Below are 12,620 nucleotides of genomic sequence, written 5' to 3'. Positions count from 1 at the left end.
GGGCCCGACCCGTGGCCGGACGACGACGCAACGGGCGTGTCGATACGGCAAACGTCAATCATCCAGCGACGGCACCGTGCCGATTTGCGTCAGGATGCGGGGCGATTCCATATCGCCGGTTTCTTTGTCTATCCACACTTCGTAGGCGGCAACCCCCGCGAATTTGGACGCCATCGAATTCGCGATTCGGATGGCGCCGAATTCGCTGCTGGCCGGACGGATTTCCCCAGGCGCCACGCCGTTGGCGGCGGCGCGATAGGGCACAACGATGTACTGAACAAGATGAGCGGCTTCTGACACAGGATTCTCCCTGGATGACAGTTTTTTGGGCGAGCGAAATGTATCACGTCACACTGTGTTTTTGTACAGTATTTCGCACGGTCACACCAACTAATTCTTTCGCGGCGGGAAAACCCCTAGCGCGCAGTCGTTGCCCGAAAAAGTCGTCGCCTCTATTATTTTCGAAAATCTTCACGGTTTTATAAAAGAGGCCAGTCATGGAAGCGAACCGGTACGACGCCTATCGCGAGGACACCGCGGGCCGCGCCAATGTGGCGGATTCGCCCGAGCGCATCGCCTATTACCAGGAGCTCGCCCGCCTGGAAACCGGCGCTTTATGGACCGTGGCGAACAAGATTGAGCCCTGGGCGCCGCGCTCCGCGTCGGTGCCCGTGGTGTGGCGTTACCAGGACTTGCGCGGCCACGTGCTGCGGTCGGCTGAATTGGTGTCGCCCGAGGAAGCCGGCCGGCGCGTCATCTACCTGAACAACCCCGGCCGACGCGATGTGGCCGCCGCCGTGGGCTGGTTGTATTCCGGCCTGCAAGTGATGCAGCCGGGCGAGTTGGCCTCGGCGCACAAACATTCCCATTCCGCGCTGCGTTTCATCATGGAAGGGCGGGGCGCGTACACCGTGGTCGACGGGCACAAAATGACGCTGGGTGCGAACGACTTCGTGCTGACACCCAACGGCACCTGGCATGAACATGGCGTGTCCGAAGACGGCACCACCTGCATCTGGCAGGACGGCCTGGACATACCGCTGGTCAACGCGCTGGAAGCCGGTTTTTACGCCGTGCACCCCGACCTGAACCAGACCGTGACCTATCCCGTGGACGACACCAGCGCCGCCTGGGGCAACGTTGCCTTGCGCCCGCAGGTATCCGGTTGGACGAAACCCTATTCGCCGCTGTTCAAGTACGAATGGGAACCCACCTACGACGCCCTGCGCCGCTACGCCCGCACCTCCGCCGGCAGCCCCTACGACGGCATCCTGCTGGACTACGTCAACCCGGCAACCGGCGGCCCCGTCATGCCGACCATCGGCGCCAGCATGCAGTTGCTGCGGCCGGGCGAACACACCAAGGCGCATCGGCACACCGGCAGCTTCATCTATCAGGTGGCCAAGGGCAGCGGCTATTCCATCATCGACGGCAAGCGCTACGACTGGACCGAACGCGACATTTTCTGCGTGCCGTCCTGGGCCATCCACGAACACGTCAACCTGTCTTCCAACGACGACGCCTGCCTGTTCTGTTTCAACGACCTGCCCGTGATGCGCGCGCTGGGGCTATACCGCGAAGAAGCGGTCAAGGAAAACGACGGCCATCAAATCCTGATCTAGCGCCGCGCCACCTTCCCATCAAATTTTCATCCGCCGCGCGGGCGTTGTCCGCGCGCCTGGCTCAACACGTCTTGAATCTATGGAGTTCCTATGCGCTTGGTGACTTTTCGTGCTCATCCCACCGCCGCCGCCCGGCTTGGCGCGCTGGCCGAAGGCTATGTAATCGACCTGGCATTGCTGGGCGAGGCGGGCGGGGTGGACCTGCCCGACGACATGTTGGCGTTTATCGACCTGGGGCCGGTGGCCGTGGCGCAGGCCAGCCGCCTGATGGATGCCTATCGCGGCGAATGGCCCGTGGGCACGGCGCTGCCGCAGGAAAACGTAAAGCTGCTGGCGCCCATTCCGCGCCCGCGCAAGAACATCTTCGGCATCGGCCTGAACTATGTGGAACACGTGGCCGAATCCAGCCGCACGCTGGACACGTCGGCCGACCTGCCCAAGCAGCCGGTGATCTTTTCCAAGCCGCCCACCACCGTGATCGGCCCGGGCGATGCCATCGAACACAACGCCAAGATCACGCAGCAGTTGGACTGGGAAGTGGAGCTGGCCGTGATCATGGGCCGCCGCGCCTCGCGCGTGGCCGAGGCCGATGCGCTGTCCTACGTGTTCGGCTACAGCGTCATGCTGGACATGAGCGCGCGCGACTGCCGCCGCGCCGGGCAATGGATCTATTCCAAGGGCCAGGACACCTATGCGCCCTTCGGGCCGTGCATCGTTACCGCCGACGAAATTCCCGACCCGCAGGTGCTGGACTTGTGGCTGACCGTGAACGGTGAAAAGAAGCAGGGATCGAACACGCGCCACATGCTGTTCAAGGTGCCGTTCCTGATCGCGGACATCAGCGCCGGCATCACGCTGGAGCCGGGCGACATCATCGCCACGGGCACGCCCGAAGGCGTGGGCGCGGGCCGCAAGCCGCAGGAATGGCTGTGGCCCGGCGACGTGGTGGTGGCGTGCGTGGAAGGCATCGGCACGTTGCGCCATCCGGTTGTGGCGGTATAGCTCACACCCGGCCGGCAAGGCGGGCAACGCAATCTTCAAGGGGAAACCATGATCAAGAAACAGAAACTGGGCGGCATCGCCGCCGCGTTGTCCGTCGCGCTGGGCGCGGCCATGTCGATGAGCGCCGCGCGCGCCGCCGACCCCGTCAAGATCGGCTTCATCGCCACCTTGTCCACGCCGGCCGGCTACATCGGCGAGGACGAGCGCGATGCGTTCAACCTGGCCATCAAACAGGGCGGCGGCAAGCTGGGCGGCGTGCCGGTGCAATTGGTGATCGAAGACGACGGCCTGAAACCCGCCAATGCCAAACAGGCGGCCGACCGCCTGATCCAGTCCGGTGTGAAGCTCTTTACCGGCGTCAACTTTTCCAACGTGTTGGCCGCCGTCGTGCCCAGCGTGGTGAAGTCGGGCGCGTTCTACGTCAGCCTGAACCCGGGGCCGTCGAACTTTGCCGGTGAAAAATGCGACGCGAATTATTTCGTGGCGTCCTACCAGAACGACGCCTTCCACACGGCGGGCGGTGTGGCGGCCAATGAACTGGGCTACAAGCGCGTGGTGCTGCTGGCGCCCAACTATCAGGCGGGCCGCGACGCCATCGAAGGCTTCAAGCGCACCTACAAGGGCGAGGTGATTGCCGAGATCTACACCAAGCTGGATCAATCGGACTTTTCGGTGGAGCTGGCGCGTGTGCGCTCGCTGTCGCCCGATGCCATCTACCAGTTTCACCCGGGCGGCACCGGCATCAACTTCGTCAAGCAGTACGCGGCGGCGGGCCTGAACAAGAGCATCCCCATGCTGATGCCCAGCTTCTCGATGGACGCGCGCATGATCCAGGCGACCGGCGACGCATCGCTGGGCTCGTACACCACCGGCATCTGGTCGCAGGATTTCGATAACGCGCCATCGCAAGCCTTCGTGAAAGCCTTCAGGGAAGCCTACGGCCGCGTGCCCACGGACTACGCCATGCAGGCCTATGACACGGCGCAGCTGATCGGAGTGGGCCTGAAAGCCACTGGCGGCGACTTGTCCAAGGCCGATGCCTTCCGCGCCGCGCTGCGCAAGCCCGACTTCACGTCGCTGCGCGGCAAGTTCAGCATGAACACCAACCAGCATCCAATTCAGGACCTGTACCTGATGCGCATCGAGAAGGACAGCGCGGGCGTGCTGGCGCCGCATCTGGTGCGCAAGTTGGTGGCCGACGATAAGGACGCCTATGCCCAATTCTGCAAGTTGCCATCATGACGCTTCTGTTCGAACAGCTGCTTAACGGTTTGCAGTTCGGCGCCATGCTTTTCATGCTGGCGGCCGGGCTGACGCTGATCTTCGGGATCATGGGCGTGGTGAACCTGACGCACGGGTCCTTCTACATGGTGGGCGCGTACTGCGCGGCCTACGCCATCGGCACCACGGGCTCGTTCCTGGCGGGCGTGCTGGCCGCGCTGCTGGGGGCGGGGCTGTACGGCATATCGGTCGAAGTGCTGGTGATCCGCAAGCTGTACAAGCGCGATCACCTGTACCAGGTGCTGGCCACGTTCGGCCTGCTGCTGTTTTCGAACGAGGCGGTCAGCCTGATTTTTGGCCGGCGCCCGCCACTGGTGGGCATCCCGTCTTTCCTGGAAGGCGCGGTGACGCTGGCGCCGGGCTTTCAGTATCCGGTGATCCGCCTGTCGTTCATCGCGATCGGCGCGCTGGTGGCGGTGGGGCTGTGGTGGCTGGTCAACCGCACCCGCATCGGCATGCTGATCCGCGCGGGCGCGGATGACAGAGAAATGGTGGACGCGCTGGGCGTGGACATCCGCAAGCTGTACACGCTGGTGTTCGGCCTGGGCGCGTTGCTGTGTGGCCTGGCGGGCGTGATGGCGGCGCCGCTGCTGGCCGTGGAAATCGGCATGGGCGAACGCATCCTGATCACCACGTTCGTAGTGATCGTGATTGGCGGTGTCGGCTCGGTGCGCGGCGCGTTGGCGGGCGCCTTGCTGGTGGGCATGGTCGATAGCCTGGGCCGCGCGTTCCTGCCGCAGTTGCTGTCCAAGATGTTCTCGCCCGCCACGGCGGACCCTTTGGCCGCCGGCATGGCGTCGGCCAGTATCTATGTGCTGATGGCGATCGTGCTGATCGCCAAGCCCGGCGGCTTGTTCCCGGCGCGAGGATGATGATGGCAAAGACACTTTCCAATCGCGCCCGCTGGGGCCTGGCCGGGCTGACGGTATTGATCCTTCTGCCGGCGGCTGCGCTGGCGTCGGGCTCGCCGTTCTTGATCGGCGTGGTCACGCGGTTTCTGATCTACGGCCTGGCCGCCGTCAGCCTCGACCTGGTGATCGGCTACGGCGCCATGGTCAGCTTCGGCCACGCCATGTTCTTCGGCTTGGGCGGCTATGCGGTGGGCATCATCGCGTTCCACACGGCCGAAGCGGGGCCCATCTTCGGCTGGGCCGGCAGCAATGCCGCGCTGGTCGTGTGGCCCATCGCGCTGGCGGTGTGCGCGCTGGCCGGTTGGGTGTTCGGCTATCTGGCGCTGCGCACGCGCGGCGTGCAGTTCATCATGATTACGCTGGCGTTCGGGCAGATGGTCTATTTCATCCTGGTGTCGCTGCAATTCTATGGGGGCGACGACGGGCTGATGATTCCGCAGCGCAATGTGCTGCCCGGCATCAACCTGGAAAGCCCGCTGGTTTTTTACTACGTGTGCCTGGCGCTGCTGACGGCGTGGACGCTGCTGTGCATCCGCGTCACGAATTCGCGATTCGGCATGGTGTTGCAGGCGCTGCGGCAAAGCGAACGGCGCGCCCTGAACCTGGGCGTGGCGCCCACGCCGTATCGCCTGAGCGCGTTTGTGCTGTCGGCGGTGGGCACCGGGCTGGCCGGCGTGCTGTGGGCCAACTATGCCGGGCTGGTTACGCCCGACATGGCCGCGTGGACCAAGTCGGGCGAACTGATGGCAATCGTGATCCTGGGCGGGGTGGGCACGTTGCTGGGGCCGATCGCGGGCGCGGCCGTGTTCCTGGGCCTGGAGCAGATGCTGTCGTCGATGACCGAACATTGGCTGCTGTACATGGGGCCTATCCTGGTGCTGGTGGTGCTGTGGGGCCAGAAGGGGCTGTTCGGAAAATTGCTGGAGACGCGCCATGCCGATTGACGCGCAAGACTGCTTGTTGCGGCTGACGCAGCTGCGCAAGGCCTTTGACGCGGTGGTGGCCACCAATGGCGTGGACCTGGATGTGCGGGCCGGCGAAATCCACGCCATCATCGGCCCCAACGGCGCGGGCAAGTCCACGCTGATCGCGCAGATCTGCGGTGAAATCCGGCCCGACTCCGGCACCATTCACCTGGACGGGCGCGACGTCACCGGGCTGCGCGCCTTTGAACGCGCGCGCTTGGGGCTGGGACGGTCGTTCCAGATTACCGAGCTTTGCCACGAATACACCGCGCTGGAAAACGTGATCCTGTCGCGCATGCTCAAGGGTGGGCGCGCGTTCGGCGCGTGGTCCGATCCGCGCCGCGACGCGGGGTTGAAAGCCGAAGCCATGCAGTGGCTGACACACGTGGGCCTGGCGGACCGCCGCCATGTACGGTCCGCCGATCTGGCGCATGGTGAAAAGCGCCAGCTGGAATTGGCGGTGGCGCTGGCGCGGTCGCCACGGCTGTTGCTGCTGGACGAGCCGATGGCCGGCATGGGCCCCGAGGAGTCGGCCCGCATGACGCGGCTGCTGCAAGGCATGAAGGGCGACTACGGCATCTTGCTGGTGGAACACGATATGGACGCCGTCTTTGCGCTGGCCGACCGTATCAGCGTGCTGGTCTACGGCCGCGTGGTGTTCAGCGGGCCGCCCGACGAGGTGCGCCGCCATCCGGAGGTGCGCGCGGCCTATCTGGGAGAAGAGCATGTTGAAGGTTGACGGCCTGACGGGCGGCTACGGGTCCAGCAAAGTGCTGTTCGGTATGTCGTTCGAAGCCAGCGAGGGCGAAGTCATTTCGCTGATCGGGCGCAATGGCATGGGCAAGACCACCACGGTCAAGACCGTGATGGGCATGCTGCCGGCTACCGGCGGCGCGGTGCAGTTCCGGGGGCAGACGCTGGGGCGGTCCGCGCCCAGCACGGTCGCGCGCTTGGGCGTGGGGCTGGTGCCGGAAGGGCGGCGGGTGTTCGGGTCGCTGACGGTGCAGGAAAACCTGGTGGCCACCGCGCGCGCGGCGGCGGGCGGCTGGGACCTGGACCGCGTGTTCACGCTGTTTCCGCGCTTGAAAGAGCGGCGCACGCAATCGTCGCGCACGCTGTCGGGCGGTGAACAGCAGATGCTGGTGGTGGGACGCGCGCTGATGACCAACCCCAAGCTGCTGATCCTGGACGAAGCCACGGAAGGGCTGGCGCCCCTGATCCGCCAGGAAATCTGGCGCTGCCTGCGCGCCTTGAAGTCCGAAGGCCAGACCATACTGGTCATCGACAAGAACCTGCCTGAAATGGCAACGCTGGTCGACCGCCACTACATCGTCGACAAGGGCCGCGTGGCCTGGTCTGGCAAGCCGGCCGAACTGTCGGCGCAGCCCGAGCTCGCGCAGCGATATCTGGGAATATGAGCCCGCCGCGCGCGAGTAGAATGAGCCGCCTGTGCGCGGATCGGCGGACGCGCCGCTGACACCTGGAGAGCATGTTGAAGCCAAGAATCAAAGCGTCCCGCCAGGACGAGCCCGGGTCTGACGGGAACGCCGACGTTGAAGACATCACGCTGTCCGAGCAGGTCTACCGCCTGCTTCGACGCGACATCATGAGCGGCGCCTTCGCGCCTGGCCAGTCGCTGCGGCTGGAATTGCTGCGGCAGCGCTACGGCAGCAGCTTTTCGCCGATCCGCGAAGCGCTGAACCGCTTGCGCAGCGAACGCATGGTCGTGAACACCACGTCGCGCGGGTTCAGCATCGCGCCCCTGTCGGTCGACGAAATGTGGGACGCCTGTGAAACCCGCATCCTGATCGATTGCGACGCGTTGCGGCGGTCGCTGGCCAACGCGGACGACGCCTGGGAGACGCGGCTGGTGGGCGCGTACCACGCGCTGACGTTGGCTGCCCAGCGCGCCGGCCAGTCGCCCGCGCCGTCCGACGAACTGGAAGAACTACTGGAAGCCCGCCACCTGGATTTTCATCACGCGCTGATCGGCGCCTGCCGCTCGCGCTGGCTGCTGGACCTATCCACGCAGCTGTATGCACAAACCGAGCGCTACCGTCGCCCGGCGCGTGCGGGCGCCACCGCCTACGGGCCGGAACGCAACGTTGACGACGAGCATCGCCAGCTGCTGGACGCCGCGATATCCCGCGACGCGGAACGCTCGGTGGCCATGCTGGCCGCGCATTACCGCAAGACCGCGCAATTCATCGAACGGATCATTTCACAGCCCGACCCCCAGGCACGACATGCATAAGCCCGACATCGACCTGTTCTTTTCCACCATCGCCGAACGCGACGTGCAATACAACGCCCGTGAATCGGTGGCGGACTTTGATGCCTGCGTGCGCCGCTACGCGGAGTCGTCCGCGCGCGTGCGCTCGCGCCGCCCAGGCGTGCTGGACCTGCGCTATGGCATGGGCCAGGACGAGCGTCTGGACCTGTTCCTGCCTGCCGCGTCGCGCACGCCCGCGCCGGTATTCGTGTTCATCCATGGCGGTTACTGGCGCGCCCAGCGCAAGGAAGACGCGCCCGTCATGGCCGAAGCCTTCAACGCGGCGGGCGCGGCCGTGGCCACGCTGGAATACACCTTGGTGCCCGAAGCCACCCTGGGCGAAGTGGTGCGCGAAGTGCGCAGCGCGGTGGCCTGGCTGTACCACAACGCGGCGGCCTATGGCGTGGACCCGGAACGCATCTATGTGGGCGGCAGCTCGGCCGGCGGGCACCTGGCGGGCATGCTGGTCGCGCCCGGTTGGCCCGCGCGCTATGGCGTGCCGGACGACATCATCAAGGGCACGCTGGCCTTGTCGGGCCTGTTCGACCTGCGCCCGCTGTGCGACATCCTGCCCAATACCTGGCTGCGCTTGACGCCCGAGCAGGCCGCGCATCAAAGCCCCATCTTCAATCTGCCCGAGCAGGCCGGCCCGATGCTGCTGGCGGTCGGCGGGCTGGAAACGCAGGGCTTCAAGAACCAGACGGCGGCCTTTGAAGCCGCCTGGAACGCCGCGGGTCTGGCGTCCACGCGCATTGCCACGCCGCACTGCAACCACTTCGATCTGGTCAATGAACTTGAAGACGCGGATAGCCCGCTTACCCGCGCCACCCTGGCGATGATGGGGCTGGCGGGTCGCTGACGGCGTTGCAGATGGCCGACCTGAAACTTCTTGAAGACTTGATCGCGCTGGCGCGCACGGGCAGTTTCGTGCGCGCGGCCGAGCTGCGCCATGTGACGCACCCCGCGTTCGGTCGGCGCATTCGCGCGCTGGAAGCGTGGGCGGGCGCGCCGCTGGTCGAACGCCAGCACCTGCCCGTGACGCTGACCGCGCAAGGCGAGGCGCTGCTCAAGACGGCCACGCAGGTGGTTGAACAGATGGGGCTGGTGCGCCATCGCATCCGCAGTTCGGGCGCGGGCGGCGAGGCGGTGCTGCGCATTGCGACCGGCCGCAGTCTGGCGCGCACGCTGGTGGCCGACTGGATCGCCCGGCTGCGTCACCGCGCGCCCAAGGTGCTGACCGAAGGCACACAGGTGGAGCTGTCCACGGGCCAGGCGAAAGACCTGGTGGTGCGCCTGGAGCAGGGCAAGGTGGATTTGCTGTGCTGCTACGAACACCCGGCGCTGTCGGTGCCGCTGAGCCCGGCGCGCTATCGCTACATGACGCTGGCCACCGACAAGCTGGTGCCCGTCAGCCAGGCGGATGCGCGCGGCCGCGCCCGCTACGCGCTGAAAGATGGCGGCCAGGCCGTGCCGCTGATCACCTATACGGGCGGGCTGGCGATGGAACGCATCGTGGGCGACCGCCTGGAAACCACGCCGTACGCCTTGACGCCGTTCGTGCGCAGCGATTCGCTGGACGCGGCGCATGGCGCGGTGGCCAAGGGCCTGGGCGTAGCGTGGCTGCCATGGTCGATGGTGGCGGCCGATTGTCGTCGTGGCGCCTTGGTGGCCCTGGGCGGCCGTAGCGAGGAGATCGCCTTCGAGGTGCGGCTGTATCGTCCGCGTGCGCGCCTGACAGAGCTGGCGGAGGCGGCCTGGGAGGCCACGGCCAACCGCAAGGCGTAAGGCCGGCATCGTGCCCGGCCATGCACGCTAGGCAGGATAAGCACGAAGATGTGCCGTTTCGGCACAACCGTGTCACACCGCCGCCGCGAAAATAACAGCCTATACCTCCAACGAGACGGCTCCGCCGTCCACCCCTCAGCACCCCAAGGAAGAAAACATGAAGTCCGTACTGCATCCGCTGCGCGCAGCGCTTGTTGCGTTTTGTGCCGCCTCGGCCGTGGCAACCGCCCCGGCCGCCTTCGCCGCCGATTACCCGGCCCGCAGCGTGTCGCTGGTGGTGGGCTACCCCGCTGGGGGCAGCCTGGACCTGACGGCGCGCCTGTTGGGCGAAGAACTGGGCAAGCGCCTGGGCCAGACCGTGGTTGTGGAAAACGTGGGCGGCGCCGGTGGCACCATCGGCGCCCAGCGCGTGGCGCGCGCTGCACCCGACGGTTACACGATTTTCCTGGGCTCCACGAACGAAATGGTGATTGCCCGCATGATCAACACGGCGGTCAAGTACGACAGCGCCAAGGACTTTACGGCGCTGGGGCTGGTGGCCTCGCAGCCGATGCTGCTGGCCGCCAGCAAGAATTCCGGCGTCAAGACCGCCGCGGACTACTTGCAAAAGCTGCGCGGCGCGGAGCCGGGCACGTTCAACTACGGCTCGTCAGGCGTGGGCACCACGCTGCATCTCGCCGGTGAAATGATCAACCAGGCCACCGGCACGCGCGCCGAACACGTGCCGTATCGCGGCGTGTCGCCGCTGGTTACGGACCTGATGAGCGGCCAGCTGGACTACGGCATGCTGGTGCTGTCCTCGGGCCTGCCGCAAGTGCGCAGCGGCAACATCGTTGCGCTGGGCCTGACCGAGAACAAGCGTTCGCCGGCCGCGCCGGAAATTGCGCCGCTGGCGGCCACGCCCGGCTTTGAATCCGTCGACATCAATCTGTGGTTCGCGCTGTACGGCCCCGCCGGCTTGACCGAGCCGGTTGTGGCCAAACTGCGCACCGTGCTGGACGAAACGCTGAAGTCCGAATCGTTCCGCAAGAAGATGCAAGAGGCGGGCGGCGAAGTGTCCAAGCCGGGCGTGGATCTGGTGGCCTACCAGGCCGAGGAAACCAAGAAGTACGGCGCGCTGGTCAAGGCCGCCAAGATCGAAGCCCAGTAATCGGCCCCAGTAATCGGCCCCAGTAATCGGCCCCCAGCACCTACGTCAGAAAGCGGACCTCACCATGCAATTTCAGCTTCCCGTTCCCGACCTTGCCGCCGAACGCGCGGGCAATACCGATACGCCGGGCGTCTGGCATTTTGATTCCGGCGTGCCGGGGCGGGCGCTGATGGTGAGCGCGCTGGTGCACGGCAACGAGCTGTGCGGCGCGTGGGCACTGAAAGACCTGCTGGCCGCCGGCGTGAAGCCGCGCCGGGGCAGCCTGACGCTGGCCTTCTGCAACCTGGACGCGTTTGACCGCTTCGATCTGGCCAGGCACGATGCCTCGCGCTTCGTTACCGAAGACATGAACCGCGTCTGGAGCGCCGAGCGCCTGGACAACCCCACCACCGCCGACCGCCAACGCGGCGCGGCGCTGCGCCCGTGGGTGCAGCGTGCGGACTGGCTGCTGGACCTGCATTCCATGCACGAGCCGGGCGCGCCCCTGCTGTTGACGGGCGTTTTGCCGCGCAACATCGCACTGGCGCGCCGCCTGAAGGCACCGCAGCATGTGATCGTGGACGCGGGCCACAAAGACGGTGTACGCATGCGTGACTTCGCACAGTTCGGCGATGCCACGCGCGACGACGCGTGCGCCTTACTGATCGAATGCGGTTTCCATGGCGAACTGGCCTCGCGCGATGTCGCGCGCGACATGGTGGCCCGCATGTTGGTGGAATCCGGCGTGGTGGATGCCGCCGATGTGCCGGCCGGCTGGCGGCTGCTCGACCCCGACACCCAGCGCGTGCTGGAAGTGACGGACGCCGTGGTGGCACCGTCGATGGACGTGACGTTCGCGCAACCCTGGACGGGGCTGGAAACGCTGGCGCAAGCGGGCTCGGTGATCGGCTGGGCAGATGGCCAGCCCATCGTGACGCCCTATGACAACTGCACGTTGATCATGCCGTCGCTGCGTCAACTGAAGCCGGGCGTGACGGTGGTGCGCCTGGCCCGCGACTACGCGGGCTGATGGCCGAGCCGCGCCGCGTGGCGCGGTCAGCGAAAGCCGGCGCGAGCCCGGCGTCCTGCTTATTTCTGCGGCGTGTACCGCAGTTCATCCAGCTCGTAGCCCTGGGCCTTCGCGGCAGCCAGGGCCTTGTCCAACTCTTCCTTGGGCAATTGCGGCGAGCGCGACAGAATCCACAGGTACTTGCGATCGGGCGTGCCCACGACGGACCAGCGGTATTCCGGGTCCAGGCCGATCACCCAGTAATCGCCCTTGAACGGCTTGAAGAAGGTGACTTCAAGCTTGGCGTTATTGCTGCCTTCCACGACGGTGGCGGTGCCGGACGCGGAATCGATATCGCCGTCCTTGGTGCGGCAGCGATTGTTCACGCCGATGGTGCCGTCGGGGTGCGCGGTGTATTCGGCGGTGGTGTCGCCGACGCAATTGCGCTGGAAGAACATGGGGAAATTGGCGATTTCGTACCACATGCCGACATAGCGTTTCAGGTCCACCGAATCCACGGTCTGCATGGGCGGCGGCGCGGCATGGGCGATGCCCACGCTGGCTGCCAGGGCCAACAGGAATGTTGCGGTGCGGCGCATTGAAAAACCTCCAGAGTGAGACTGACCGAACCGCGGGGCGTGGCC

The 12,620-nt window shown here is 66.0% G+C and carries 14 protein-coding genes; 12 read left to right on the top strand and 2 right to left on the bottom strand.

Annotated features, from left to right (window positions below; translation table 11 throughout):
• Positions 1 to 54: 54 nt before the first annotated feature.
• A complete protein-coding gene (locus ACNPP0_RS24180; RefSeq protein WP_006217094.1) occupies positions 55 to 300 on the bottom strand; it encodes a hypothetical protein in 246 nt (81 codons plus the stop codon).
• A gap of 197 nt (positions 301 to 497) precedes the next feature.
• On the opposite strand from ACNPP0_RS24180, the gene ACNPP0_RS24175 reads away from it, so the two are divergent.
• The 12 genes from ACNPP0_RS24175 (at position 498) to ACNPP0_RS24120 (ending at position 11,997) form a co-directional block, all read left to right on the top strand.
• Positions 498 to 1,622: a cupin domain-containing protein gene (locus ACNPP0_RS24175; RefSeq protein ID WP_332612435.1), complete on the top strand. Its 1,125-nt coding sequence runs from the start codon at positions 498 to 500 to the stop codon at positions 1,620 to 1,622.
• 90 nt (positions 1,623 to 1,712) lie between these two features.
• A complete protein-coding gene (locus ACNPP0_RS24170; protein ID WP_448707223.1) occupies positions 1,713 to 2,624 on the top strand; it encodes a fumarylacetoacetate hydrolase family protein in 912 nt (303 codons plus the stop codon).
• 48 nt (positions 2,625 to 2,672) lie between these two features.
• Positions 2,673 to 3,866, top strand: a complete 1,194-nt coding sequence (locus ACNPP0_RS24165) for an ABC transporter substrate-binding protein (protein WP_332612433.1) — start codon at positions 2,673 to 2,675, stop codon at positions 3,864 to 3,866.
• Entirely contained in the window at positions 3,863 to 4,777 is a 915-nt protein-coding gene (locus ACNPP0_RS24160) for a branched-chain amino acid ABC transporter permease (RefSeq protein WP_046806597.1), read from the top strand. Before ACNPP0_RS24165 ends, ACNPP0_RS24160 begins: the two co-directional genes overlap by 4 nt.
• Positions 4,774 to 5,760: a branched-chain amino acid ABC transporter permease gene (locus ACNPP0_RS24155; protein ID WP_332612431.1), complete on the top strand. Its 987-nt coding sequence runs from the start codon at positions 4,774 to 4,776 to the stop codon at positions 5,758 to 5,760. Before ACNPP0_RS24160 ends, ACNPP0_RS24155 begins: the two co-directional genes overlap by 4 nt.
• Positions 5,750 to 6,520: an ABC transporter ATP-binding protein gene (locus tag ACNPP0_RS24150; RefSeq protein WP_332612430.1), complete on the top strand. Its 771-nt coding sequence runs from the start codon at positions 5,750 to 5,752 to the stop codon at positions 6,518 to 6,520. The genes ACNPP0_RS24155 and ACNPP0_RS24150 overlap by 11 nt, the downstream gene beginning before the upstream one ends.
• Positions 6,507 to 7,199 carry an ABC transporter ATP-binding protein gene (locus ACNPP0_RS24145; RefSeq protein ID WP_332612429.1) on the top strand — a complete coding sequence of 231 codons (693 nt, stop codon included), beginning with the start codon at positions 6,507 to 6,509 and terminating at the stop codon, positions 7,197 to 7,199. The genes ACNPP0_RS24150 and ACNPP0_RS24145 overlap by 14 nt, the downstream gene beginning before the upstream one ends.
• 74 nt (positions 7,200 to 7,273) lie before the next feature.
• The gene (locus ACNPP0_RS24140) at positions 7,274 to 8,035 is read left to right on the top strand and encodes a GntR family transcriptional regulator (protein WP_332612606.1); all 762 of its coding nucleotides are present in this window, start codon (positions 7,274 to 7,276) and stop codon (positions 8,033 to 8,035) included.
• The gene (locus ACNPP0_RS24135) at positions 8,028 to 8,912 is read left to right on the top strand and encodes an alpha/beta hydrolase (protein ID WP_448707222.1); all 885 of its coding nucleotides are present in this window, start codon (positions 8,028 to 8,030) and stop codon (positions 8,910 to 8,912) included. Before ACNPP0_RS24140 ends, ACNPP0_RS24135 begins: the two co-directional genes overlap by 8 nt.
• A gap of 11 nt (positions 8,913 to 8,923) precedes the next feature.
• The gene (locus ACNPP0_RS24130; protein WP_332612426.1) at positions 8,924 to 9,838 is read left to right on the top strand and encodes a LysR family transcriptional regulator; all 915 of its coding nucleotides are present in this window, start codon (positions 8,924 to 8,926) and stop codon (positions 9,836 to 9,838) included.
• 157 nt (positions 9,839 to 9,995) lie between these two features.
• Positions 9,996 to 10,988: a Bug family tripartite tricarboxylate transporter substrate binding protein gene (locus ACNPP0_RS24125; RefSeq protein ID WP_448707221.1), complete on the top strand. Its 993-nt coding sequence runs from the start codon at positions 9,996 to 9,998 to the stop codon at positions 10,986 to 10,988.
• Between the two features lie 64 nt (positions 10,989 to 11,052).
• Entirely contained in the window at positions 11,053 to 11,997 is a 945-nt protein-coding gene (locus ACNPP0_RS24120) for a M14 family metallopeptidase (protein ID WP_448707220.1), read from the top strand.
• Between the two features lie 59 nt (positions 11,998 to 12,056).
• On the opposite strand, the gene ACNPP0_RS24115 is transcribed toward ACNPP0_RS24120, so the two are convergent.
• On the bottom strand, positions 12,057 to 12,575 hold the full coding sequence (locus tag ACNPP0_RS24115; protein ID WP_448707219.1) for a lipocalin family protein: 519 nt from the start codon (positions 12,573 to 12,575) through the stop codon (positions 12,057 to 12,059).
• Positions 12,576 to 12,620: the final 45 nt, after the last annotated feature.

It is taken from the genome of Achromobacter semiaridum (assembly GCF_053543755.1).
The sequence above is the reverse complement of the archived record's forward strand: the minus strand, read 5'-3'. Positions and strand labels throughout refer to the sequence as shown.

Excerpts from the sequence above, each read along its gene's own strand:
- ACNPP0_RS24175 (WP_332612435.1), top strand. The coding sequence starts at position 498 with ATGGAAGCGAACCGGTACGACGCCTATCGCGAGGACACCGCGGGCCGC.
- ACNPP0_RS24170 (WP_448707223.1), top strand. The coding sequence starts at position 1,713 with ATGCGCTTGGTGACTTTTCGTGCTCATCCCACCGCCGCCGCCCGGCTT.
- ACNPP0_RS24165 (WP_332612433.1), top strand. The coding sequence starts at position 2,673 with ATGATCAAGAAACAGAAACTGGGCGGCATCGCCGCCGCGTTGTCCGTC.
- ACNPP0_RS24160 (WP_046806597.1), top strand. The coding sequence starts at position 3,863 with ATGACGCTTCTGTTCGAACAGCTGCTTAACGGTTTGCAGTTCGGCGCC.
- ACNPP0_RS24155 (WP_332612431.1), top strand. The coding sequence starts at position 4,774 with ATGATGATGGCAAAGACACTTTCCAATCGCGCCCGCTGGGGCCTGGCC.
- ACNPP0_RS24150 (WP_332612430.1), top strand. The coding sequence starts at position 5,750 with ATGCCGATTGACGCGCAAGACTGCTTGTTGCGGCTGACGCAGCTGCGC.
- ACNPP0_RS24145 (WP_332612429.1), top strand. The coding sequence starts at position 6,507 with ATGTTGAAGGTTGACGGCCTGACGGGCGGCTACGGGTCCAGCAAAGTG.
- ACNPP0_RS24135 (WP_448707222.1), top strand. The coding sequence starts at position 8,028 with ATGCATAAGCCCGACATCGACCTGTTCTTTTCCACCATCGCCGAACGC.
- ACNPP0_RS24130 (WP_332612426.1), top strand. The coding sequence starts at position 8,924 with ATGGCCGACCTGAAACTTCTTGAAGACTTGATCGCGCTGGCGCGCACG.
- ACNPP0_RS24125 (WP_448707221.1), top strand. The coding sequence starts at position 9,996 with ATGAAGTCCGTACTGCATCCGCTGCGCGCAGCGCTTGTTGCGTTTTGT.
- ACNPP0_RS24120 (WP_448707220.1), top strand. The coding sequence starts at position 11,053 with ATGCAATTTCAGCTTCCCGTTCCCGACCTTGCCGCCGAACGCGCGGGC.
- ACNPP0_RS24115 (WP_448707219.1), bottom strand. The coding sequence starts at position 12,575 with ATGCGCCGCACCGCAACATTCCTGTTGGCCCTGGCAGCCAGCGTGGGC.